At 66.4% G+C, this 23,867-nt stretch carries 5 protein-coding genes and 1 pseudogene; 5 read left to right on the top strand and 1 reads right to left on the bottom strand.

Annotated elements, in window-relative coordinates; genetic code table 11:
* Positions 1-40: 40 nt before the first annotated feature.
* Positions 41-1,144, bottom strand: coding sequence for a 3,5-dihydroxyphenylacetyl-CoA synthase DpgA (dpgA, locus tag XALGPE39_RS04850; RefSeq protein ID WP_045727214.1), 1,104 nt, complete (start codon positions 1,142-1,144; stop codon positions 41-43).
* A 450-nt stretch (positions 1,145-1,594) separates the two neighbouring features.
* Between dpgA and XALGPE39_RS16390 the strand changes: the two are divergent.
* The 5 genes and pseudogenes from XALGPE39_RS16390 to XALGPE39_RS15935 form a co-directional block, all read left to right on the top strand.
* Positions 1,595-9,205, top strand: a pseudogene (locus XALGPE39_RS16390) (amino acid adenylation domain-containing protein); the annotation flags it as partial.
* Between the two features lie 139 nt (positions 9,206-9,344).
* Positions 9,345-15,101: a non-ribosomal peptide synthetase gene (locus tag XALGPE39_RS16385; protein ID WP_235429747.1), complete on the top strand. Its 5,757-nt coding sequence runs from the start codon at positions 9,345-9,347 to the stop codon at positions 15,099-15,101.
* Positions 15,098-15,220, top strand: coding sequence for a hypothetical protein (locus XALGPE39_RS16570; protein ID WP_255352709.1), 123 nt, complete (start codon positions 15,098-15,100; stop codon positions 15,218-15,220). Before XALGPE39_RS16385 ends, XALGPE39_RS16570 begins: the two co-directional genes overlap by 4 nt.
* Complete coding sequence (locus XALGPE39_RS04840; protein WP_052690000.1) at positions 15,217-21,627, top strand: non-ribosomal peptide synthetase; 6,411 nt, start codon at positions 15,217-15,219, stop codon at positions 21,625-21,627. The genes XALGPE39_RS16570 and XALGPE39_RS04840 overlap by 4 nt, the downstream gene beginning before the upstream one ends.
* Before the next feature lie 5 nt (positions 21,628-21,632).
* Positions 21,633-23,867, top strand: a 2,235-nt coding sequence (locus XALGPE39_RS15935) for a condensation domain-containing protein (protein ID WP_161795320.1), incomplete at its 3' end; no start/stop codon positions are given.

Here is a 23,867-nt window from a genome sequence, read left to right as displayed (position 1 = left end):
AAAAATCCGCAAGATCGATAGAACGGGGGCCAGGGACAACTTACCAGCGCAACAAGGCCGTCTCGATCGACGATCCCGGCCCCATCGTCATCATCACGCCCCAATCGCCGGGGCGGATCTGCCCCTCATCGAGCAGTCGCGCGTAAGAGAACAGGAACGAACCGCTGGACATATTGCCGTGCTCGCGCAACACCTCGATGGTATGGCGCATGTCGTGACTGGTCAGCATCAAGTTGGCGCAGATCGCATCGATGACCTTGCGCCCGCCCGAATGCACCAACCAGTGGGCGATATCGCGGCGACGCAGGCCAGTCCCCTCCAGCAAACGCTGCACCACGGTGGGCGCATTGGCCCCCACCACGTAAGGCACGTCTTTATGCAGACGGAAATGGAACTTGCCATGGGTTTCATCCCAGGCGAAGCGCATGGCATCCAGCGCTTCGGGAATCACCTGGCTGGCGAATTTGCACACGCGCGGCCCGGCATGAACATCGCCACGCTCATCGCCATCGGCGATCACCGCCAGAGCCGCCGCGCCATCGCCGAACAGGCTGTTGACGACCGCCGTTTCGATCCCGTCATCGTCGACATACGCCGCCGAACACACTTCGATGCACAACAGGACCGCGAGTTTCCCCGCATTGGCATGCGTCCAGTTGACCGCCGCATTGAAGCCGTTGAGGCCGGCGTTGCAGCCCATCCCGACCACATCCAGGCGCACGCAGTCCTGACGCATTCCCAAGCGCTGGATCAGCAACGAACTGAAGCCAGGGGTGAGCAAGCCGGTGGTGGTCACGCAACACAGATAGCGCACGTCGTCCAGCGAGGCGCCAATGGACTGCAGACAGCGGGTCAAGGCGCGCTCGCCGATTTCCAGGCCGATATCGCGGTGTTTGTCGAGCAGGCGCGCCTGCGTTTCGCGCGGCGCGTTGCCTGCTTCGTCGCTCTCCGGCAACGCCAGATGACGCGAGTCGATCCCATTGTTTAAAAACACCTGACGCCGACGCCGATCTTCGATACCGAAGCGCCTCAGCACATCCGATTGCGAATAACGGCGCGCCGGGGTGGCGGTACCAACACCGCGAATGCGCGACGCGATGAATGTCGGCGTGCTCGTCGATGCAACATGTGCATTGAAGTTCATGCTTATCCGAATTCCAGCGTTGTCCAAGGTGGATCGCCAAGCTGTTGGAGCGACCGAGGTGCACGACTATGGTGGGTGAGACCCCGGCAGTGCACTTGCTCGTGTGCGCCGATGAGTTGCCTATCAGCGTCATCGTGCAGCGCGCACATGGTGTACCGCACATTGGCCCGAGGAACAGCATATTTCCTGCAGTCTAGCCACGCCATGTGACGGAACGACGATCCACAGGCCAGGCCACCCAAGACAAACCTTCGTCACTGCCAGTCAAGCGCATGCAAGGGCGAACGCCTACAAATCCACTCTACGCAACCCTCAGTCGAGTCAGACACGTGCAACGGCCGATGTCGATGATCTTGCTTCACTGCGACAAACACCCACTGCGCTCTTGGTCGTGCTCCAACAAAACGGCCTTCCAGTCGCCGTTTCGCTTGCTGGAGGGTCGTGCGCATCATGGATAACTCCGCCAAGAGCCTGCCCGCCTCGTTCGTACAAAAGCGGATGTGGTTGCTCGCCAGGCTGGACCCACAGGCGTCCGTCACTTACCACATCGCCAATGGCGTTCGCCTGACCGGCGCGTTGGACATCCACGCCCTGCAAGCGGCGCTGGACCGCATCGTCGCGCGACACGAAGTGCTGCGTACCAGCCTGATCGAGGTGAATGGACAGATTCGTCAGCGAATCCACCCGAGCATGCGCTTCACGCTGGTCCATGAGGATGCGAGGGCTTGCGCGACAGATCCCGCCGCGCTCGCGCGCATCGCGCAACAGGAGGCGGTGCGCCGGTTCGACTTCACACTGGGCGCCCCGGTGCGCGGACGTCTGCTGCGTCTTGCCGCACAAGAGCACATCCTGTTGTTGACCTTCCATCACATCGCCTGCGATGGCTGGTCAATCGGCGTCTTGTTGCGCGAACTGGAAAGCCTGTATGGCGCCTTTGTCCGACAGCAAGCGGACACCTTGCCGCCCTTGCCGATCCAGTACGCGGACTACGCGATCTGGCAGAGCGAGCAATTGCAAGGCGATACGCTCGAGGCACAACTGCGCTTCTGGACCACGCAACTGGCGGATGCACCGACGCTGCTGCCACTGCCGACCGACCGCGCCCGCCCCCCCCTTCAGGATTACCGCGGCGCGAGCGTAGACACCCTGCTCCCACCGGCATTGGGACAACAGCTCAATGCCCTGGCACGGCGGCATGGCTGCTCGTTATTCGCCACGGTGCTGGCCGGATGGGCGCTGCTGCTGACGCGCATCAGTGCGAGCAACGATGTGGTGATCGGCACGCCGACCGCCGGACGCACGCATCCGGACCTGGAAGCGTTGATCGGCTGCTTCATCAACACGCTGGCGCTGCGCTTCACCCTGCGCGGCACACCGACGGTGGCGCAATGGCTGGCACACGTCCGCGAGGTGGTCCTGAATGCGCAGGATCACCAGGAATTGCCGTTCGAGCGCGTCGTCGAAGCGCTGCAACCCAGCCGTAGCCTCAGCCATACACCGATCTTCCAGACACTTTTCAGTCTGGACGGTTTCAGTCGCCAACAGTCGCTGCAACTGCCCGGATTGCACCTGGAACCGTTGCCGGACACGGCGGACATGTGCGCGTTCGACCTGATCCTGACGATGCAGGAATCCGAGACGGGGCTGCGGGCACGGCTCAAATACCCGGTTGCGCTGTTCGACCGCGACACCATGGAACGGCGTCTGGCGCAGTTCGTCACGCTATTGCAGGCCATGGTCGCCGACGACACGCAATCCGTCGCGCAACTGCCGCTGTTGCCGCCGCAAGAGCGCACCCAACTCCAGCACATGAGCCAAAGCGCGCCCGCAGTGGACCTGCCGCAGGCAAGCCTGCACGCATTGTTCGCACAGCAGGCCGCGCGCACGCCCGAGGCCCCGGCCATCGTCAGCGCGACCGGGACGCTGTCCTACGCCGCCGTGCTCGCCCAGGCGCACGCCGTGGCCCAGCAACTCATCGCCATCGGCGTGCGCCCCGGCGATCGCGTGGCGGTGGTGCTGCCGCGCGCTGCGCACTTGATCGTCGCCGAACTGGGCGTGCTCCACTGTGGTGCCGCCTATGTGCCGCTGGATCCGGCGCATCCAAGCGAACGCCTGGCCGAACTCGTCACGCACTGCGCCGCCTGCGCGGTGCTGAGCGAACGCGCGATCGCCCTGCCGCCATTGCAACAACCACGCCTGGATCTGGATCAGTTACCACCTGCCGACGCCTCACCCATTCCCGCGCCGACGCTCCCCGCGCGCAGTCCCGCTTACGTGATCTACACCTCTGGATCCACCGGCGCACCCAAGGGCGTGGTGGTCGCCCATGACGCCGTGGTCGCCTTCGCCATGGGCGGCGGACATGCACATCTCCAGGCCGACGACCGGGTCGCCTTTGTCGCCAATCCCGCCTTCGACGCGGCGACCTTCGAGGTCTGGACCACCTTGCTGCATGGCGCCAGCCTGGTCATCGTCGAGCAGCACCTGTTGCTCGATCCGCCGGCCCTGGCGCGGCATCTTGCCGCGCATGCCGTCAGCATCCTGCACCTGACCGCCGGACTGTTGCCCGGCTACTGGCAGGCCCTGGCCGCCTGGCTACCGCGACTGCGCTGCCTGTTGACCGGCGGCGACCGCGTCGATGCGCGCACCATCGCCCAACTGCTCGCGCACGCGCCGCCGCAACGCCTGCTGCACTGCTATGGCCCGACCGAGACCACCGTGTTCTGCGTGACCCATCCGATCGCACAGGTCGAACCCGGCAGCGAACGTCTGCCGCTGGGCCGGCCATTGCCCGGCACCCGCGCCTACGTTCTGGATGCGCAAGGACAACCCAGCCCGATCGGCAGCAGCGGCGAACTGCATCTGGCCGGTCCACAACTGGCACAGGGCTATCTGCACTTGCCGGCGGCGACCGCCGAACGCTTCGTCCCCGATCCGTTCGCCGAACACCCCGGCCAGCGCATGTACCGCACCGGCGACCTGGCGCGCTGGCGCAGCGACGGCACACTGGAATTCCTCGGCCGCAACGACGCGCAGGTCAAGATCCGGGGCTTCCGCGTAGAGCCGGCCGAGGTCGAAGCGGCGCTGCGCGACTGTCCCGGCGTGCGCGAAGCGCTGGTACTGACCGACACACCACGCCAGGGCGAACATCGCCTGGTGGCCTATGTCGTCGGCAACGCGAGCACTCCCGACACCCTGCGCACCCGGCTGAGTGCGCGACTGCCGGCCTACATGGTGCCGGCCGCCTATGTCCTGCTCGATGCACTGCCGATCACACCCAACGGTAAGCTCGACCGCCGGGCACTGCCGACGCCGGAGACGGATGCATTCGCCCTGCAGACCTACGCCGCACCCGAAGGCGAACTGGAAACCCTGCTCGCCAATGTGTGGCGCGAATTGCTCGACCTCGAACAGGTCGGTCGCCACGACGACTTCTTCGCCCTCGGTGGACACTCGCTGCTGGCCGTGCAGTTGGCCTCGCGCGTGCGGCAACGGCTCGGCGTGGCCGTCGGCCTGACCGAGATCTTCGCGCACCCGCGCCTGGCCGATCTGGCCAATGCCTTGACCCTGGCCTCGGTCGAGACCCTACCGGCCATCGTACCCAGTCCGCACAACGGACCACTGCCGCTGTCCTTCGCGCAGCAGCGACTGTGGTTCCTGGACACGCACGGCCACAGCGGCAGCGCCTACTCGCTCACCTACGCATTGCAACTGCGCGGGCCGCTCGACAGCGCCGCCTTGCACCGCGCGCTAGACCGGATCGTCGCACGCCACGAGGTGCTACGTACCCGCTTCGCGATGGTGGCGGGACAACCGCAGCAGGTGATTGCCTCGGCCGATTGCGGATTTGCGCTGATCCGGCACGATCTCAGTGGAGAAAGCGATCCGTTGCAAGCCGCGCACGCGCACGCCGATGCGCAAGCGCAGGCGCCGTTCGATCTGGAAAACGGGCCGTTGCTGCGCGGTCACCTGCTACGCCTGGGCGAGCGCGACCATGTCTTGCTGTTGACCGCCCATCACATCATTGCCGATGCCTGGTCCGGCGCGGTCCTGGTCAACGAGCTGACCGCCCTGTACGCAGCGTTCGCGCAGGGAATGGCCGACCCGTTGCCCGCGCTGCCGATCCAGTACGCCGACTTCGCCCTCTGGCAACGGCGCTGGATCGCCGGCGAGCGTTTGCAGGGTCAACTGGCGCATTGGCTCACGCATCTACGCGGCGCTCCAACACTGCTCGAATTACCGACCGACTTCCCACGCCCGGCGCAGCCGGACTATCGCGGCGAAGTGGTGCCATTCCACCTGGATGCCGCGCAAACGGCCGCACTCAAAGCACTGGCCCGACGCCACGGCGCCACGTTGTTCATGGTGATCCTGGCCGGCTGGGCGACCTTGCTGGCACGCCTGTCCGGCCAGCGCGAGGTGGTGATCGGCACGCCGATCGCCAATCGCCATCATGCCGAACTGGAGCCGTTGATCGGTCTGTTCGTCAATTCGCTCGCGCTGCGCATCGATCTGCACCAGGAGCAGAGCGTGGCCGCGCTGCTTGCGCAGACCCGGGCAACGGCACTGGCGGCGCAGGCATGCCAGGACATTCCGTTCGAACATGTGGTCGAAGCACTCAATCCGGTGCGCAGCAACGCGCACAACCCGATCTTCCAGGTGATGTTCGCCTGGCAGAACGCGCCGGAAGGTCAACTCACGCTGCCGCAACTGACGCTGGAAACCTTGCAAGCCACCCATCGCAACGCGCAGTTCGATCTGGAACTGTCGATGCAGGAAAGCGGCGATGGCATCGTCGGCAGTCTGGGTTTCGCCACGGCGTTATTCGCGCGCACGCGCATCCAACGCCATGTGCAGCAGTTGCGAACCATGCTGGTGCGGATGGCCACCGACGACACCAGCACGCTCCACGCGCTGTCGGCCATCGCGCCACAAGAGCGAGCGCTGCTGCAGGACTTCAATGCCACCGACACGCCGATCGCCGCTGGCGTGGGTGTGCATGCGCTGTTCGCGCAACAGGTCCAGCGCACACCGACGGCCACTGCCCTGGTGGATGCCGAGCGCAGCCTCTCTTATGCCGAACTCGATGCCCAGGCCAATCGTCTGGCGCGGCACCTGATCGCACTGGGCGTTGGCCCGGATGAGCGGGTGGCTCTGTATCTGAGCCGTCGCATCGACCTGGTCGTGGCGATGTTGGCGACGCTGAAAGCCGGCGGCGCCTATGTGCCGCTGGATCCGACCTACCCACTGCAGCGCGTGGCGTTCATGCTCGCCGATAGCGCGCCGTGCGTGATGCTGACCGATGCACAAGGCGCGGCCCAGTTGCGTGGACACGCCCGGACACCCGTGGTGTTGCTGGATCAGGCGCAACCGGCCTGGACACAGTACCCTTCCACCGCGCCCAGCGTGCCGGCGCTGCAAGCACAGCATCTGGCGTATGTGATCTACACGTCAGGCTCGACCGGCACGCCCAAGGGCGTGGCGGTGGAGCATGGCGGACTGCGCAACTATTGCGTGGCCGCCGCCACCCGCTATGGCCTGCGCAGCGGCGACCGGGTGCTGCAATGCAGTTCGCCCAGCTTCGATATCGCCGTGGACGAAATCTTCGCCACGCTCTCCAGCGGCGCCACCCTGGTCCTGCTGCCCAGCCTGCGCCTGCCGGCCATCGCCGAATTCGTGCGGGTGATCGCGCAGCAACAGATCAACGTGCTCAATCTACCCACCGCCTACTGGCATGCGTGGATGGCCGAGCACACCGCGACGCTGCCGACGTGCCTGCGACTGGTGATCTGCGGCGGCGAAGCGCCGAACCCGGCGCACATCGCACACTGGCATGCGCTAGCGCAGGGACAGGTGCCACTGCTCAACGCCTATGGCCCGACCGAGACGGTCTCCGGGGTCAGCTTCGGCGCGTTGGCGCCCGGTGAGCCAGCACATATCGGCGGACCGATTGCCAATGTGCGCCTGCACGTGCTCGATCGGTACCGGCAACCGCTCCCCATCGGCGTCAACGGCGAACTGTATATCGCCGGTGCGCAGTTGGCGCGCGGATATCTGGGCCGTGCGGATCTGACCGCCGAACGCTTCGTCCCCGATCCGTTCGCACCGGTGGCCGGCGCACGCATGTACCGCAGCGGCGATGTGGCGCGTTGGCGCGAGGATGGCACGCTACTGTTCGTCGGTCGCGACGACCATCAAATCAAACTGCGCGGTTTCCGCATCGAGCCGAGCGAAATCGAAGCCGTGCTACGCACGGCGGCAGACGTGCAGGATGCGGCGGTGCTGCTGCGCGAAGACCGGCCCGGCGAACGCATGCTGGTCGCCTATGTGGCGACGCCGTCGCTGGCGGTGGATGCCATGCGCGCGCATCTGGCGACACGGCTGCCGGACTACATGGTACCGACCCGTTACGTGCGACTGGAGGCGCTGCCGCTCACGCCCAACGGCAAACTCGACCGCCAGGCGCTGCCGGCGCCGGAGAGCGAGCGCAGCGATCCCGCCGCGACGACGACGCAAGGCCACTACGAGCAAATCCTGGCGCAGGTCTGGTGCGAGTTACTCGGAATCGACCGGGTCGAGCGCGACGACGATTTCTTCGACCTGGGCGGACACTCGCTGCTGGCGGTGCAATTGATCGCACGCGTCCGCGACAGCTTCGGCGTGGAATTGCAGATCGGCGATGTGTTCACCCACACCCAATTGCAGGCACTGGCACGACACCTGGAGCACAGCGACCCTCATGCGCGTAGCGATGCCGCGTCGATCGTCGCGGTGGAACGCGGCGCGGCGCTGCCGCTGTCCTTCGCGCAGCAGCGGCTTTGGTTCCTGGACCGCTTCGACCCCAATAGCCAGCTCGCCTATTTGATGCCCGGTGGCGTGCGCTTGCGCGGCCCGCTGGACAGCCTGGCATTGCGTCGCGCCCTGGACCGTATCGTGTTCCGGCACGAAGCCCTGCGGACCCACTTCGCGGTGGAACACGACGCCCCGGTCCAGCGCATCGCCGATGCGCAGACCGGCTTTGCCCTGCAACGTATCGACCTGCGCGCCCTGCCCGATCCAGAAGCGGCGGCGCACGCACACGCCGAAGAAGAAGCCAGCACCCGTTTGGACCTGGAACATGGCCCCTTGGTGCGTGGCCGGCTGCTACGCCTGGCCGACCAGGACCATCTGCTGCTGGTGACGATGCATCACATCGTTTCCGACGGTTGGTCGATGGGCGTGCTGATCCGCGAACTGGGCGCCCTGTACACCGCGTTCGCCGAAGGCCTCAGCGACCCGCTGCCACCGCTACACGTGCAGTACGCCGACTACAGCAGTTGGCAACGTCGCCGGATCAGCGGCGAGATGCTGGAACAACAACGCGACTTCTGGCGCAATCACCTGCAAGGCGCGCCGGCGCTGCTGGAATTGCCGACCGACCACCCTCGCCCGGCACGCCAGGACTATGCCGGCGACATCGTCCCATTCGCGCTGGATCATGTGCAAAGCGCAGCGCTCAAGCAACTCGGCCAACGTCATGGCACCACCGGGTACATGACCCTGCTGGCCGCCTGGGCGGTGCTGCTGTCGCGCCTGTCCGGCCAATCCGATGTCGTGATCGGCACGCCGGTGGCCAACCGCACCCATGCCGAACTGGAACCGCTGATCGGCTTCTTCGTCAACACCCAGGCCCTGCGCGTGGATCTGTCGCGCAACCCGAGCGTGGCAGAACTTTTGTCGCAGGTGCGCGCGACCGCCCTGGCGGCGCAAACCCACCAGGATCTCCCGTTCGAGCAACTCATCGAAACACTCAACCCCGACCGCAACCTCGCCGCACACCCGCTGTTCCAGGCGATGTTGAGTTGGGAAAACCTGCCGGAGGCGGAACTGCAGCTTCCCGGCCTGCAATTGCAGGGATTCGGCCTGCCAGCACAGACGATCAAGTTCGACCTGAGCATGAACGTGCAGGAACACGATGGCAGCATCGTCGGTACGCTCGGCTATGCCACCGCGCTGTTCGAGCGCGACACGATCCAGCGCCATGTCGCGCAGTTCCTGGAACTGCTGCAGGCCATGGTCGCCGACGACACGCAGCGCGTCGCGCAACTGCCGCTGTTGCCGCCACAAGAGCGCACCCAACTCCAGCACATGAGCCAAAGCGCGCCCGCAGTGGACCTGCCGCAGGCAAGCCTGCACGCATTGTTCGCACAGCAGGCCGNGCGTGGCGGTGGTGCTGCCGCGCGCTGCGCACTTGATCGTCGCCGAACTGGGCGTGCTCCACTGTGGCGCCGCCTATGTGCCGCTGGATCCGGCGCATCCAAGCGAACGCCTGGCCGAACTCCTCGCGCACTGCGCCGCCTGCGCGGTGCTGAGCGAACGCGCGATCGCCCTGCCGCCATTGCAACAACCACGCCTGGATCTGGATCAGTTACCACCTGCCGACGCCTCACCCATTCCCGCGCCGACGCTCCCCGCGCGCAGTCCCGCTTACGTGATCTACACCTCTGGATCCACCGGCGCACCCAAGGGCGTGGTGGTCGCCCATGACGCCGTGGTCGCCTTCGCCATGGGCGGCGGACATGCACATCTCCAGGCCGACGACCGGGTCGCCTTTGTCGCCAATCCCGCCTTCGACGCGGCGACCTTCGAGGTCTGGACCACCTTGCTGCATGGCGCCAGCCTGGTCATCGTCGAGCAGCACCTGTTGCTCGATCCGCCGGCCCTGGCGCGGCATCTTGCCGCGCATGCCGTCAGCATCCTGCACCTGACCGCCGGACTGTTGCCCGGCTACTGGCAGGCCCTGGCCGCCTGGCTACCGCGACTGCGCTGCCTGTTGACCGGCGGCGACCGCGTCGATGCGCGCACCATCGCCCAACTGCTCGCGCACGCGCCGCCGCAACGCCTGCTGCACTGCTATGGCCCGACCGAGACCACCGTGTTCTGCGTGACCCATCCGATCGCACAGGTCGAACCCGGCAGCGAACGTCTGCCGCTGGGCCGGCCATTGCCCGGCACCCGCGCCTACGTTCTGGATGCGCAAGGACAACCCAGCCCGATCGGCAGCAGCGGCGAACTGCATCTGGCCGGTCCACAACTGGCACAGGGCTATCTGCACTTGCCGGCGGCGACCGCCGAACGCTTCGTCCCCGATCCGTTCGCCGAACACCCCGGCCAGCGCATGTACCGCACCGGCGACCTGGCGCGCTGGCGCAGCGACGGCACGCTGGAATTCCTCGGCCGCAACGACGCGCAGGTCAAGATCCGCGGCTTCCGCGTGGAGCCGGCCGAGGTCGAAGCGGCGCTGCGCGACTGTCCCGGCGTGCGCGAAGCGCTGGTACTGACCGACACACCACGCCAGGGCGAACATCGCCTGGTGGCCTATGTCGTCGGCAACGCGAGCACTCCCGACACCCTGCGCACACGGCTGAGTGCGCGACTGCCGGCCTACATGGTGCCGGCCGCCTATGTCCTGCTCGATGCACTGCCGCTCACACCCAACGGTAAGCTCGACCGCCGGGCGCTGCCGACGCCGGAGCACGACACCCACGCCGATGAGGCCTATGTCGCGCCGCAAGGCCTGCTCGAACAGACCCTGGCGACGCTGTGGTGCGATCTGCTCGGTGTCGCCCGGGTCGGTCGTCACGATAATTTCTTCGCGCTCGGCGGGCATTCGCTGCTGGCGGTCACCCTGATCGAACGGCTGCGTCGGCATGGCTGGCAGGTGGACGTGCGCAGCCTGTTCGGCACACCGACGCTGTCCAGCCTGGCCGCCAATCTGCAAACCACCCGCAGCGTGATCGTCCCGCCCAACCGCATCGGCGCGGACTGCCCTCGCATCACTCCGGAGCTGCTGCCATTGGCAGACCTCACCCAGGCCGAGATCGACCTGGTGGTGGACAGCGTGGAAGGCGGCGCGGCTAACGTGCAGGACATCTATCCGCTGGCGCCATTGCAGGAAGGCCTGCTGTTCCATCACCTGACCGATCCGGAGCACGATCCATACCTGCAACACACGCTGTTGTCCTGTGCCACGCGTGCACACCTGGACCGTGTGCTGGACGCGCTGCAAACGCTGATCGCCCGCCACGACATCCTGCGCACCGCCATCGTCTGGGAACGCCTGCGCGCGCCGCTGCAGGTGGTCTGGCGCCACGCACCATTGCCGGTGCAAACACACGCATGGAGTGGCTCGCCCGATGACGTGCAACAGGCCATCGCCGCACAGCCCCCCATCTGCCTGCAGCGGGCACCGTTGTTGCGCGCGCACGTGGTGCACGACCCGGACCAGGATCGCTGGCTGCTGGGTCTGCAACACCACCACATGGTGATGGACCACACCACACTGGAACTGGCGATGGAAGAACTGCAGGCTTGCCTAAGCGGCCGCCAGGACCGCTTGCCGCCACCGCTGCCGTTCCGCGACTTCATCGCGCATGCGCAGTTGGGCGTGCCGGCAGCGGAACACCAAGCGTTCTTCACCGAGATGCTGGCCGATGTCCAGGCTCCCACCGCGCCGTTCGGGCTGACCACCATCGCCGATGCCGCGGTGCACAGCGAACAAGCGCAGTTGCCGTTGCATGCGTCGCTCGGCCAGCGCCTGCGCGCGCATGCCAGCGGCATGGGCGTCAGTGTCGCGACCCTGTTCCATCTGGCCTATGCGTTGATCGTAGCGCGCAGCAGCGGGCGCGATACGGTGGTGTTCGGTACAGTGCTGTTCGGGCGGATGTGGGCCGGCGACGGCGCCGACCGGGTGCTCGGCATGTTCCTCAACACCTTGCCACTGCGGCTGGATTGCGACGGCACCGAGCTGACCCAGGCAATCCACGCCCTGCAACACCGCCTTGCCCGCCTGTTGCGACACGAGCACGCGCCCTTGGCCCTGGCGCAACGCTGCAGCGGCGTGCGCCCTCCCGCGCCCTTGTTCACCGCCGTACTGAATTACCGCCATGCCGGCAGTGCGCGCGCGACCGAGACCGACAACGACAGCGACCACGCCTGGGAAGGCATCGAGACGCTGCCGGTACAGGAGCACACCCACTACGCGATCTTGCTGTCGGTCAACGACCACGGCGAAACCGGCGACTTTTCGCTGAGTGTGCAGGCACTGCCGAGGATCGGCGCCCAGCGCGTGGCCCGGATGATGCTGCAGGCGTTGACGTCGCTGGACGAAGCCTTACGCCTGGCACCGACGACGCCACTGCATGCGCTGGACGTGGTACCAGCCGAAGACGTCGCCGGCCCGCCCACTGTCGCAACCACACCGGTGCCGACAGTGATGGCGTCCTGCGTGCATCCGCTATTCGAACAGCAGGTGGCACGCCATCCGCAGGCCATCGCGGTGCAATCGGGCGAGCGCACACTTTCCTACGCCCAACTCAATGCACAGGCCAATCGTCTTGCCCATCACCTGATCGCCCTCGGGGTGGGTCCGGACATGCGGGTGGCGCTGTGTCTGGAGCGCAGTGTGGAGATGATGGTCGCAGTGTTGGCGATCCTCAAGGCCGGTGCCGCCTACGTACCGTTGGACCCGACCTATCCACCGCAACGCCTGGCCTTCATGCTCCAGGACAGCGCACCGCATTACCTGCTCAGCCACACCGCACTGCGCGCGCGGCTGCCGCACGGCCATGTCCCGATCCTGTGGCTGGATGCGGACGCCGCCTGGGCGCAACAGCCCGAACACAATCCCGATCCCGCCGCGCAGGGTCTCGGCCCGCAGCACCTGGCCTATGTGATCTACACCTCCGGTTCCAGCGGACGTCCCAAGGGCGTAATGGTCACGCACGCGTCCGTGGTCAATCTCTGGCAGGCGCTGCGTCCGATCATGCAGACGGATACGGCGTCCACGCCAGCGCGTGTCTCACTCAATGCGGCGTTGTCGTTCGACGCCTCGGTCAAGATGTGGGTGCAACTGCTCTCCGGCGCCTGCCTGGTGATCGTGCCGCAGGAACTTCGCCTGGACGGCACGGCGCTGCTGGCCTGGCTGCGGCAGATGCGTCTGGATGTGCTCGATTGCACACCGGCGCAACTGCACCTGCTGCTCGATCACGGCATGCTCGACGCAGCGGACGGGATGCCCAAACACGTGCTGATCGGTGGCGAAGCGATCCCACCGACGCTGTGGCAACGCCTGCGTGCGTGCGCGCAGATCGCGTTTTTCAATGTGTACGGCCCGACCGAATGCACGGTGGATGTCACCGTCGCGGCGATCCAGGACAGCACCCCGCAGCCCACGCTGGGCCGACCACTGCCCAACGTGCCCCTGCGCCTGCTCGACCACCGAGGCCGGCCGGTCCCGGTTGGCGTCGTCGGCGAACTCATGGTCGGTGGCGTGCAGGTGTCGCGTGGCTATCTGCACCGTCCGGGCTTGAGCGCCGAGCGCTTCATTCCCGACCCCTTCGCGACGCAGCCCGGCCAGCGCATGTACCGCACCGGCGACCTGGCACGCTGGTGCGCCGATGGCACGCTCGAATTCCTCGGCCGTGGCGATCAGCAAATCAAACTGCGCGGTTTCCGTATCGAACTGGGCGACATCGTCGCGGCACTACGCAGTTGCGATGGCGTGCGTGAAGCGGTCGTGGTCGACCACGAGGACGGCCACGGCGATACGCGCCTGGTCGCATATTGGGTCGGCGACGCGAGCGCTACCGACGGCGAGCATCTGCGTGCGCAACTGGCCGCGCATCTGCCCGACTACATGCTCCCCAGTACCTATCTGCGACTGGACAGCTTACCGCTGAACGCCAACGGCAAACTCGACCGTGAAGCGTTACCGCCGCCGCAGAGCGCAACGCCGGCCAATGCCGCCTACGTACCACCGGCCACACCCATCGAGCGTCGTCTGGCCAAACTCTGGGCCAGCGTGCTGGGGCCGCAGCGGATCGGCCGCAACGACCATTTCTTCGAATTGGGCGGACATTCGATGTCGGTGGTGCGCTTGATCGCCGCCGCCAAACGCAGCAACTTCGAGCTGACCGTGCAGATGGTGTACGCCGCGCCGACGCTGCAAGCCCAAGCCGCGTGCCTGAGCGGGGACACGCAGGCGCTCGGGCCGCACATCGTGGCCGCGCGCCGCCACGGCAAGCGCCCGCCGGTGTTCGTGGTGCCGACCGGCGTTGGCGACATCACTTATGCGTTCGAACTGGCCGCCCACCTCGATGCGGACATTCCGGTCTACGCCCTACCGTGGCCGGAGCCGCTCCCGGCCACGATGGAAGCACTCGCCGCGCAGATGGTCGAGTGGATCCAGGCGGTGCAGCCGCACGGTCCATATCACCTGCTCGGCTATTCCTCCGGTGGCCTGCTCGCTTACGCCATCGCCCAGCACTTCGGCCAGCAGGCCCAGCCTGTCGCCTTCCTGGGGCTGCTCGATTGCGACGTCCCGGTCGCAACGGCGAACACCGACACGCTCGAAGTGGCGATCGCCCAGGCATTACTGCGCCAACTGGAAGGATTGCGGCGCTATCGTCCCTATCTGGACCGCCGCGACATCCAAGCGGGACTGGACGCACTGCTGGAACGCATCGGCGACAGTGCATACGCGGAGATGGCGGCGGCCTGCGCAGACGATCCGACACTGGCGCAGTTGGCGATGGAAGAACAAACCACGGTCGCGGACCTGCTGCAAAACTGCGTCATCAGCACCTGCTTCAATCGCTTGTGGCCGACGTTCACCGCACAGCCATTGTCGGCGGAGTGCAGGCTGTCTCTCTTCCAGGCCATCGAACCGGAGCCGGCCACCGATGCCTATGGCTGGCAACACCTGCTGCCGGCGACGCAGATCGAACGGATCCCGGTCGGCGGCGAACACACCACGCTGATCGAGGCCGAGCACATCGGCGGGCTCGCACGCCGCATCGAGGAGGCGCTCGACACCACCGTGCACCCATCGCCCAACAAGCGCGACAGCAAGAGCGCCACCGTCGCTGCACCCCACGCCGCGGACACCGACCGCATGACCGACCCCGCCACGCCATGAACGCCATGATCGTCTTCGCCCGACCTTTCGCCACAAGACCCATGCCATGCAGATGCGCCGGCGGCGGCGGCATGGCCGTGATGGCACGCGGCACGCCCGATCACCGGGAGATCGCATGAGCGCTACCGCCTTGTCCACTCCCGTGGATGCGGTGCTGCATCCGCTCAGTTCGGCACAGCAAGGCATCTGGCTCGGGCAACTGCTCGCACCGGAACAGCCGAGCTACACCATCGGCTGTGCGATGACTTTCGATGGCACCCTGCAACGCGCGCGATGGGAACGCGCCATCGCCATCACGATCGCCCGCCACGACGCCCTGCGCACCGTGTTGGTCGAAGCATGCGACGGTTCGCCACTGCCTGCTCAACGTGTACTCGACACGCTGCCCTTCTCGCTTCCTTGGCACGACTACAGCGCCAACGCCGATGGCGAGCAGTGCGTGCATGAGCACATCCAGCACGCCCTCACCCGTTCGTTCGCGCATTACGGCCAACCGCTCTGGGATATCCAATGGCTGCAGGCCACCGCCACACGCGGGTATTGCCTGTACCTGTGCCATCACATCTGCATGGATGGCGTCTCGTTAGGCATGCTGTCCCAGCAAATCGTCGACTGCTACAACCGCCTACTGCGTGGAGAAACCGATCCAGCAACACCAGCGCCCTCGTTTCTGCGCGCAGTGGAGAGCGACCGGAACTACCTGGACTCCAACCGTTACCGTCGCGATCTTGACTACTGGTGTTCCCATCTGGCCGCGCGACCAGAACCGCGTTATCCCGGCGCGGCATCCGTGCGCGGACGCCAGCCCACCGTTCAATTACGTTGCACGCTGGAACCGCATATTTTCCCGGCATTGAGCGCGCTGGCCGAACGCCTGAATGGATCGTTCACCACGCTCGTCACCGCCTGCCTCGCGATCTGCCTGACCAGACTGAGTCACCAGGATGCTTCTATCGCGCTTGGTCTAACCGTACACAATCGCCACAACGCCGCCGAGCGCGACATGCTCGGCATGCTGTCCACGCAATTGCCGCTCTACCTGAGCGTGCAGGCGCAGGCGGAGATCGGCACCACCATGCGCGATGTCGTCGGCGCATTACGCCAGGCCATGCGCCACGCCCGCTTCCCCTTGCAACACGCCGTGCATCACCTGCGCCAAGCCGGACAACAAGCGCTGCGACCATTCGATATCAGCATCTCGGTCGAGGACTTCAGCGCGTTCGGCGATCACCCGATCGAAGGAGGGGTGAGATCCATGCGCGCGTTGCATGCCGGTTACGAGGACAGCGCACTGAATGTGTTCGTGCGGCGCTATAACGCGCAGTCTCCAACCCTGCTGGAATTCAACGTCAACCCGGACCGATTGCCTCTGCCACTGGCCGAGAGCACCATGGCCGCATTACCGCAGATGCTGCTGGCGTTGCTGCAAGACCCGCAGATGCCGGTGTGGCGCATTCCCTTGTTGCCCCCAACGCAACGCCAGCAATTGCTTGGCGCGTTCAACACGCCTGCGGCACACGCGCCACACGATACGCAGGTCCACCATGCCTTCGAGCGTCAGGCCGCCGCCACCCCGGAGGCCATCGCGCTCATCTGCGACGACGTCGCGCTCCACTATGCCGCACTGGAAGCTCAGGCCAACCAACTGGCGCATCACCTGCACGCATTGGGCGTGGCCCCCGACGACCGGGTGGCGATCCGCCTGCCGCGCGGGGTCGCCATGGTGGTGGCTGTCCTCGCCACGCTCAAGGCCGGCGCAGCCTACGTCCCACTGGACCCGACCTACCCGGCCGAGCGCCAGGCCTACATGCTGCAGGATTGCTGGGCACAGGTACTGCTGACCACGGGCGCAGATGCCGCGACGTCGAGCTGGCCGGATGCACCGCGGGTGGTGTACCTCGACGCCCCGCAACCGGCCTGGCATACCCTGCCGACCACGCCACCGGCACGAGTCGGATCGCCTCTGCACGCGGCCTACATCATCTACACCTCCGGTTCCACCGGCCAACCCAAAGGCGTGGTGATGCCGCACGGCGCACTGCTCAACCTGCTGCAATGGGAAGCCGCGCAGGGCCTCGCCGACGGCCTGCAAGCATTGCGCACACTGCAATATTCGCCGCTCGGCTTCGATGCCAGCTTCCAGGAAATCTTCAGCACCCTCGGCACCGGCGGCACCTTGGTGCTGATCGACGATGTGCAACGCCGCGATACCCATGCGCTGTACCAACGCCTCTGCGCCCAGCGTATCGAGCGCCTATATGTGCCGTACATCGCGCTGCAAGCGCTGGCCGACACGGTGCTGGCCGATCCCGCACTGGACACGCTGGACTGCCACCTGCAACAGGTACTCACCGCCGGCGAACAACTGCGCATCACCCCGAGCATCCGCGCCTTCTTCGCCAAGCGCGCAGCGTGCCGGTTGCATAACTACTACGGCCCCACCGAAACCCACGTCGCCTCCGCCCATCGGCTGCCCGCCGACACGACGCAATGGCCGTTGCTGCCGCCAATCGGCAACGCCCTGCCACGCACGCCGTTGTATGTACTGGATCGCCACCGCCAACCATTACCCATCGGCGCCACCGGCGAGCTCTATCTGGCCGGCGTGCAGGTCGCACGCGGCTATCTGCACCGGCCAGCACTGACCGCCGAGCGCTTCGTGCCCGATCCATTCACCGAAGATGCCGGCCAACGCATGTACAAGACCGGCGATCTCGCCCGCTGGCGCGCCGATGGCAGCGTGGAATTCCTCGGCCGCAACGACGATCAGATCAAACTGCGTGGCTTTCGGATCGAACCGGGCGAGATCGAAGCGGCACTGCATGCCTGTCCCGGCGTGCGCGAGGCGGCGGTCCTGCTACGCGGCGATCGCCCCGGCGACACACGTTTGGTGGCCTATCTGACCGGCCAGGGAGTCCACGTGGAACAGGTCCGCGATCACCTGCTCGCACGCCTGCCCGAGTACATGGTCCCGAGCGCGTATGTCGTGCTCGCCAGCATTCCGACCACGCCCCACGGCAAACTCGATCGCCACGCATTGCCGCTGCCGGATGCCAGCGCCCTGGCCGCGCAGGCCTATGTCGCCCCGCGAGGCGAAGCGGAAACGTGCTTGGCCATGCTGTGGTGCGAGCTGCTCGGCGTCCGACAGGTCGGTCGTCACGACGACTTCTTCGCCCTGGGCGGTCACTCGCTGCTGGCCGTGCAATTGATCGCCCGGCTGCGTGCCTGCCGCGGCGTCGACCTCGCCTTGCGCACGTTCTTCGCCCACCCGCGCCTGGCCGATCTGGCCCGCGCGCTCGCACACGCGCCGCCCAGCACGCTGCCGACCATCGTACCGGTGCCGCATCCTGACCCACTCCCGCTATCCTTCGCCCAACAGCGCCTGTGGGTGCTGGCGCAGTTCGATGCACGTGCCAATCTGGCCTATCTGATGCCCGGCGTCGTGACCTTGCGCGGCATCTTGAACCCGATCGCGCTGCGGCAGGCACTGGACCGCCTGCTCGCCCGCCACGATGCACTGCGCACCCACTTCGTCAGCACCGATGCCGGCCCCGCCCAGGTGATCGCACCGCCGCACATCGCCATGCCACTGGAGTGCATCGACCTGCGTCACCACGCCGATCCGCAGGCTGCCGCCCAGCGTTATATCGAGCAGGAAACCACCACCGCCTTCGCGCTGGAACATGGCCCGCTCTTGCGCGGACGCCTGCTGCAACTGGCCGAAGACGAACACCTGTTGCTGGTGACCCTGCATCATCTGATCGCCGATGGTTGGTCGATCGGCGTATTGCTGCGCGAACTCGGCGCGCTCTACCGCGCCTTCGTCCACGGCCAGCCCGATCCATTGCCAGCGCTGCCGATCCAATATCCCGACTACACCCTGTGGCAGCGTCGCTGGATCGATGGCCCGCTGCTGCAACAACAGCGCCAGTTCTGGTGCGAGCATCTGCGCGATGCCCCCGCCCTGCTGACCCTGCCCACCGACCGCCCGCGTCCGCCCGAACAAGACTACGCAGGCGACGCCGTGCCGGTCGCCATCGATGCCGCACGCACCCAGGCACTGATCGCACTGAGCCAGCGCCACGGCACCACCCTCTTCATGACCCTGCTCGCGGCCTGGGGCGTGCTGCTGGCGCGCCTGGCCGGCCAGAGCCAGGTGGTCATCGGCACCCCAATCGCCCAGCGCACGCGGCGCGAACTGGAGCCGTTGATCGGCTTGTTCGTCAACACCCAGGCCTTGCACCTGGACCTGCGCGCCGACCCCTGCGTGGCCGACCTCCTGGCCCAGGTGCGCGCCACCGCCCTGGCCGCGCAAGCACATCAGGATCTGCCCTTCGAACAGGTGATCGAAGCGCTCAACCCCGTGCGCAGCCTGGCCCATGCACCGCTGTTCCAGGTCATGTTCACCTGGCAGAACACCCCGCAGGTCGCCCTCGCCCTGCCCGATCTACAGTGCCAGCTACTGCCCGCAGCGACCCGCGAGGCCAAGTACGACCTGGACCTGGACCTGCACCTGGAACACGGCTGCATCGTCGGTAGCCTGCGCTTTGCCACCGCCTTGTTCGACGCCGCCACACTACAACGGCAATGGGACACCCTCGGCGTGCTGCTCGACGGCATGCTCGCCGACGACCGCGCGCACGTGTGCAAACTGCCGTTGCTCTCGCCCGCTCAACGCCAGCATCTGCACACCTTCACCGGGCATGACGCAGCCGCCACCGATCCGCGCAGTCTGCCGCAGTGGTTCGCCCAACAGGCCGCCGCGACACCGCACACCATCGCCCTGGTCGATGGCGATAACACACTCAGTTACCAACAACTCGACCGCCAGACCAACCGCCTGGCCCACCACCTCATCGCGCTGGGTGCACGGCCCGAGCACTGCGTGGCACTGTGCCTGCAACGCGGTATCGCACAGATCCTCGCCGTGCTCGCCGTGCTCAAGGCAGGCGCCGCCTACCTACCGCTGGATCCCAGCCAGCCGCGCGAACGCATCGCCACCGTGTTGGCCGATGCGCAGCCGGTGTTTGTGCTTGTCGACGACGCCGATCACATCGCCAGGCCAGCGACACTCAGCGCTCCCATTGTCGCCATCGCCGCCGCACAGGCCGCCGCCATCGACGCGCCCGAGCACGCCCCGGTGCTGCCGCCGCTATGCGCGCAACACTTGGCGTATGTCATCTACACCTCCGGCTCGACCGGCAAACCCAAGGGCGTGATGGTCTCCCACCACGCACTGACCACGCGCCTGCACGCACTGATCGACCTGTACCGGCTAGGACCACAGGAGCGCGTGCTGCAATTTGCTTCACTGGCTTTCGATGTCTCCGCCGAAGAGCTCTTCGGCACTTTGTGCAGCGGCGCCACCCTGGTCCTGCGCGACGACACCTGGCTGGACACCGAGCGGTTCTGGCCACAGTGCGCGCAAGCCGGCATCAGCGTGGTCAACCTGCCCACCCGCTTCTGGGCACAGCTCTGCGCACAGTCGCTGGCGATTCCCGCCTGCGTGCGTCAGGTCATCATCGGCGGCGAAGCGCTGACGCCCGCCATGCGCCAACACTGGATCCAGCACACACGCATCCCCCTGCTGGATGCCTATGGCCCGACCGAGGCCGTCATGGCGGCCACCACTCAGGCCGTCGCCGCCGACACCCCGAGCGGCATTGGACGCCCACTCGCGGCCACCCGAGCCTATGTACTGGATGGCGCCGCCCAGCCACTGCCGATCGGCGCCTGCGGCGAACTGTCTCTGGGTGGAGTGGCAGTCGCGCGCGGCTACCTGGGCCGCCCCGACCTGACCGCCGAACGCTTCGTCCCCGATCCGTTCGCCACACAGCCCGGCGCACGCATGTATCGCAGTGGCGATCTGGCCTGCTGGCGCGCCGATGGCACCCTGGAATACCTCGGCCGCAACGACCAACAACTGAAGCTGCGCGGCTTCCGCATCGAACCTGGCGAGATCGAAGCGGCCCTGCGCAGTTGCCACGGCGTTGAGGATGCGTTGGTCTTGGCGCACGACGGCGCCGCCGACGGGCCACGGCTGGTGGCGTATGTGATGCCTGCGCACAACGACCTCCCGGCCGTGCGTACGCAACTGCGCGAGCGTCTGCCCGACTACATGCAACCGGCGGCCTATGTGCTGCTGGACAGCCTGCCGCTGACACCTGGCGGCAAAGTGGACCACCGCGCCTTGCCGGAACCACACGACGACGCGTTCGGACACCCCGCGTACGAAGCCCCCGATGGTCCGCTCGAACAAGCACTGGCGCAGCTGTGGCGCGAGCTGCTCGGCATCGAGCGCGTCGGTCGCCACGATAGCTTCCTCGACCTGGGCGGGCATTCCCTGCTCGCCGTGCGGCTAGCCGCCGCGATTCGTCGCACCCTGCACTGCGATCTGCCGATCCAGCAACTGTTCGCACAACCGACCCTGCAGCGAATGGCCAACCTGGTGCTCGGCACGCGGCTTGCGCAATTGCAACGCGACACCGCGACCTCCCTCCTCTCCAAAGTTCAAGTGGAACGCTAACCACCATGTCCTCTTCCAGCATGTTTCCGCAGGATATCTCGACCCTGACCCGCGAGGAGACACATCGTCTCTGGGCCTTGTTGACCGAGACAGCACCTGCTGCGGAAGAGACGATCCAACCCCGCGACGACGACGCGCCACTGCCCCTGTCCTTCGCGCAACAACGGCTATGGTTCCTGGCGCAATTCGACAACCGCGCCGCGCAGGCCTACACCCTGGCCGGTGGCGTGGACCTGCACGGCGTGCTGGATGTGCCCGCACTGCAACAGGCACTGGATCGCATCGTCGCTCGCCACGAGGTGCTGCGCACGTGCTTCGTCGCCAGCGACGATGGCGCCACCCAGGTGATCGCGCCGGCCGATGCCGGCTTCGCGCTGACCTGCATCGATTTACGCCACACCGCCGATGCCGAGGTTGCCGCGCACGCCTATGCCGAACAGGCAGCCCGCACGCCCTTCGATCTGAGCCGTGGTCCATTGATCCGTGGTTGCCTGTTACAACTGGCCGAGCAGCAACAGCGCCTGCTGATCGGCATGCACCACAGCATCTCCGATGGCTGGTCCATCGGCATCCTGTTGCGCGAGCTTGGCGCGCTGTATGCCGCCTTCGCGCAAGGCCAGCCCGATCCGCTGCCGCCGCTGCCGATCCAATACGCCGACTACAGCCTGTGGCAACGCCGCTGGCTCGATGGGCCGCTGCTGCAACGGCAACTCGCGTTCTGGCGTGCACATCTGCATGGCGCACCGGCGCTGCTGGAACTGCCCACCGATCACCCGCGTCCGGCATTGCAGGATTATCGCGGCGATAGTGTCGAGATCGCCCTCGATGGCGACCTCACCGCCGCGTTGCGTGCGCTGAGCCAACGCCACGGCACCACCGTGTTCATGACCGTGCTGGCCGGCTGGGCCGTGCTGTTGTCGCGACTGTCCGGTCAAGATCAGGTCGTGATCGGCGCGCCTGTCGCCAACCGCACGCGCAGCGAACTCGAAGGATTGATCGGCTTCTTCGTCAACGCCCAGGCGCTGCGCATCGACCTGCGCGGCGCGCCCAGCGTCACCGATCTGTTGACGCAGGTGCGTGCCACCGCACTGGCAGCGCAGGATCATCAGGACGTGCCGTTCGAACAGGTGATCGAGGCGCTCAATCCCGAGCGGAGTCTGTCCGCGCAACCGGTGTTCCAGGTGGTGCTCACCTGGCAGAACGTCCCCGATGCCGAGTTGGTGCTGCCCGATATGCGCTTGCAGCCCATCCCCGCACAGGGCGGCGATGCTAAGTTTGATCTGGAGTTCTCGCTGCACGAACAGCACGAGCGCATCGTCGGCAGCCTGGGGTATGCCACGGCGCTGTTCGAGCGCAGCACCATCGAACGCCATCTGGCCCAGTTCGTGACCCTGTTGCAAGGCATGGTCGCCGACGACCACGCCCGTGTCGCGCAACTGCCGCTATTGCCTGCCGACGAACGCACGCAATTGCAACGCTTCACCGTCACCGAGACCGCGCCGCTGGCTCCGGCCACCTGCATCCATCGCTTGTTCGAAGCGCAGGTGCAACGCACGCCCGATGCCATCGCACTGCGAGAAGGACAACGCCTGCTGCGCTACGCCGAACTGGATGCCCGCGCCAATCGGCTTGCTCAGAGTCTGCGTCGCTCCGGTGTCGGTGTGGAAAATCGTGTCGCGTTGTACCTGCCGCGCGGCATCGAACAAGTGGTCGCGGTGCTCGCCACGCTCAAAGCGGGCGCGGCGTATGTGCCGCTGGATCCGGAACTGCCCAGCGAACGTCTGGCCTTCCTGCTGGAAGACAGCCGTCCACGCGCAGTGCTGACCTGCACCGATCTGCAGGATCGTCTGCCGGCCAGCCGCGCGATGCTGCGCGTGAGTGTGCTGACACTCGACGACAGCACGGACACGCACAGCGATGATCCCGGCGCACCGGATGTTCCCGGCCTGTGCCCGGACAATCTGGCCTACATCATCTACACCTCCGGTTCCACCGGCAAACCCAAGGGCACCTTGCTCACGCATGCCGGTGCGGCGCATTACCTGCAATGGGCCATCGCCACCTATCGCCCGCAGCCCAGCGCGGTGGTGTCCTCGTCGTTGTCCTTCGACGCGACCTTGACGAGTCTGCTTGCTCCGCTGCTGTGCGGTGCGCAGGTCGAACTGCTACCCGAACACGACACGCTCGACGCCCTGCGGCAACGTCTGTGTGATCCGACCCCGCTGGGCCTGGTCAAACTC

This window comes from Xanthomonas sp. GPE 39, from assembly GCF_000963005.1.
Lineage (GTDB): Bacteria > Pseudomonadota > Gammaproteobacteria > Xanthomonadales > Xanthomonadaceae > Xanthomonas_A.
Note: the sequence above shows the minus strand (reverse complement) of the source record. Positions and strands in the feature narration are given on the sequence as shown.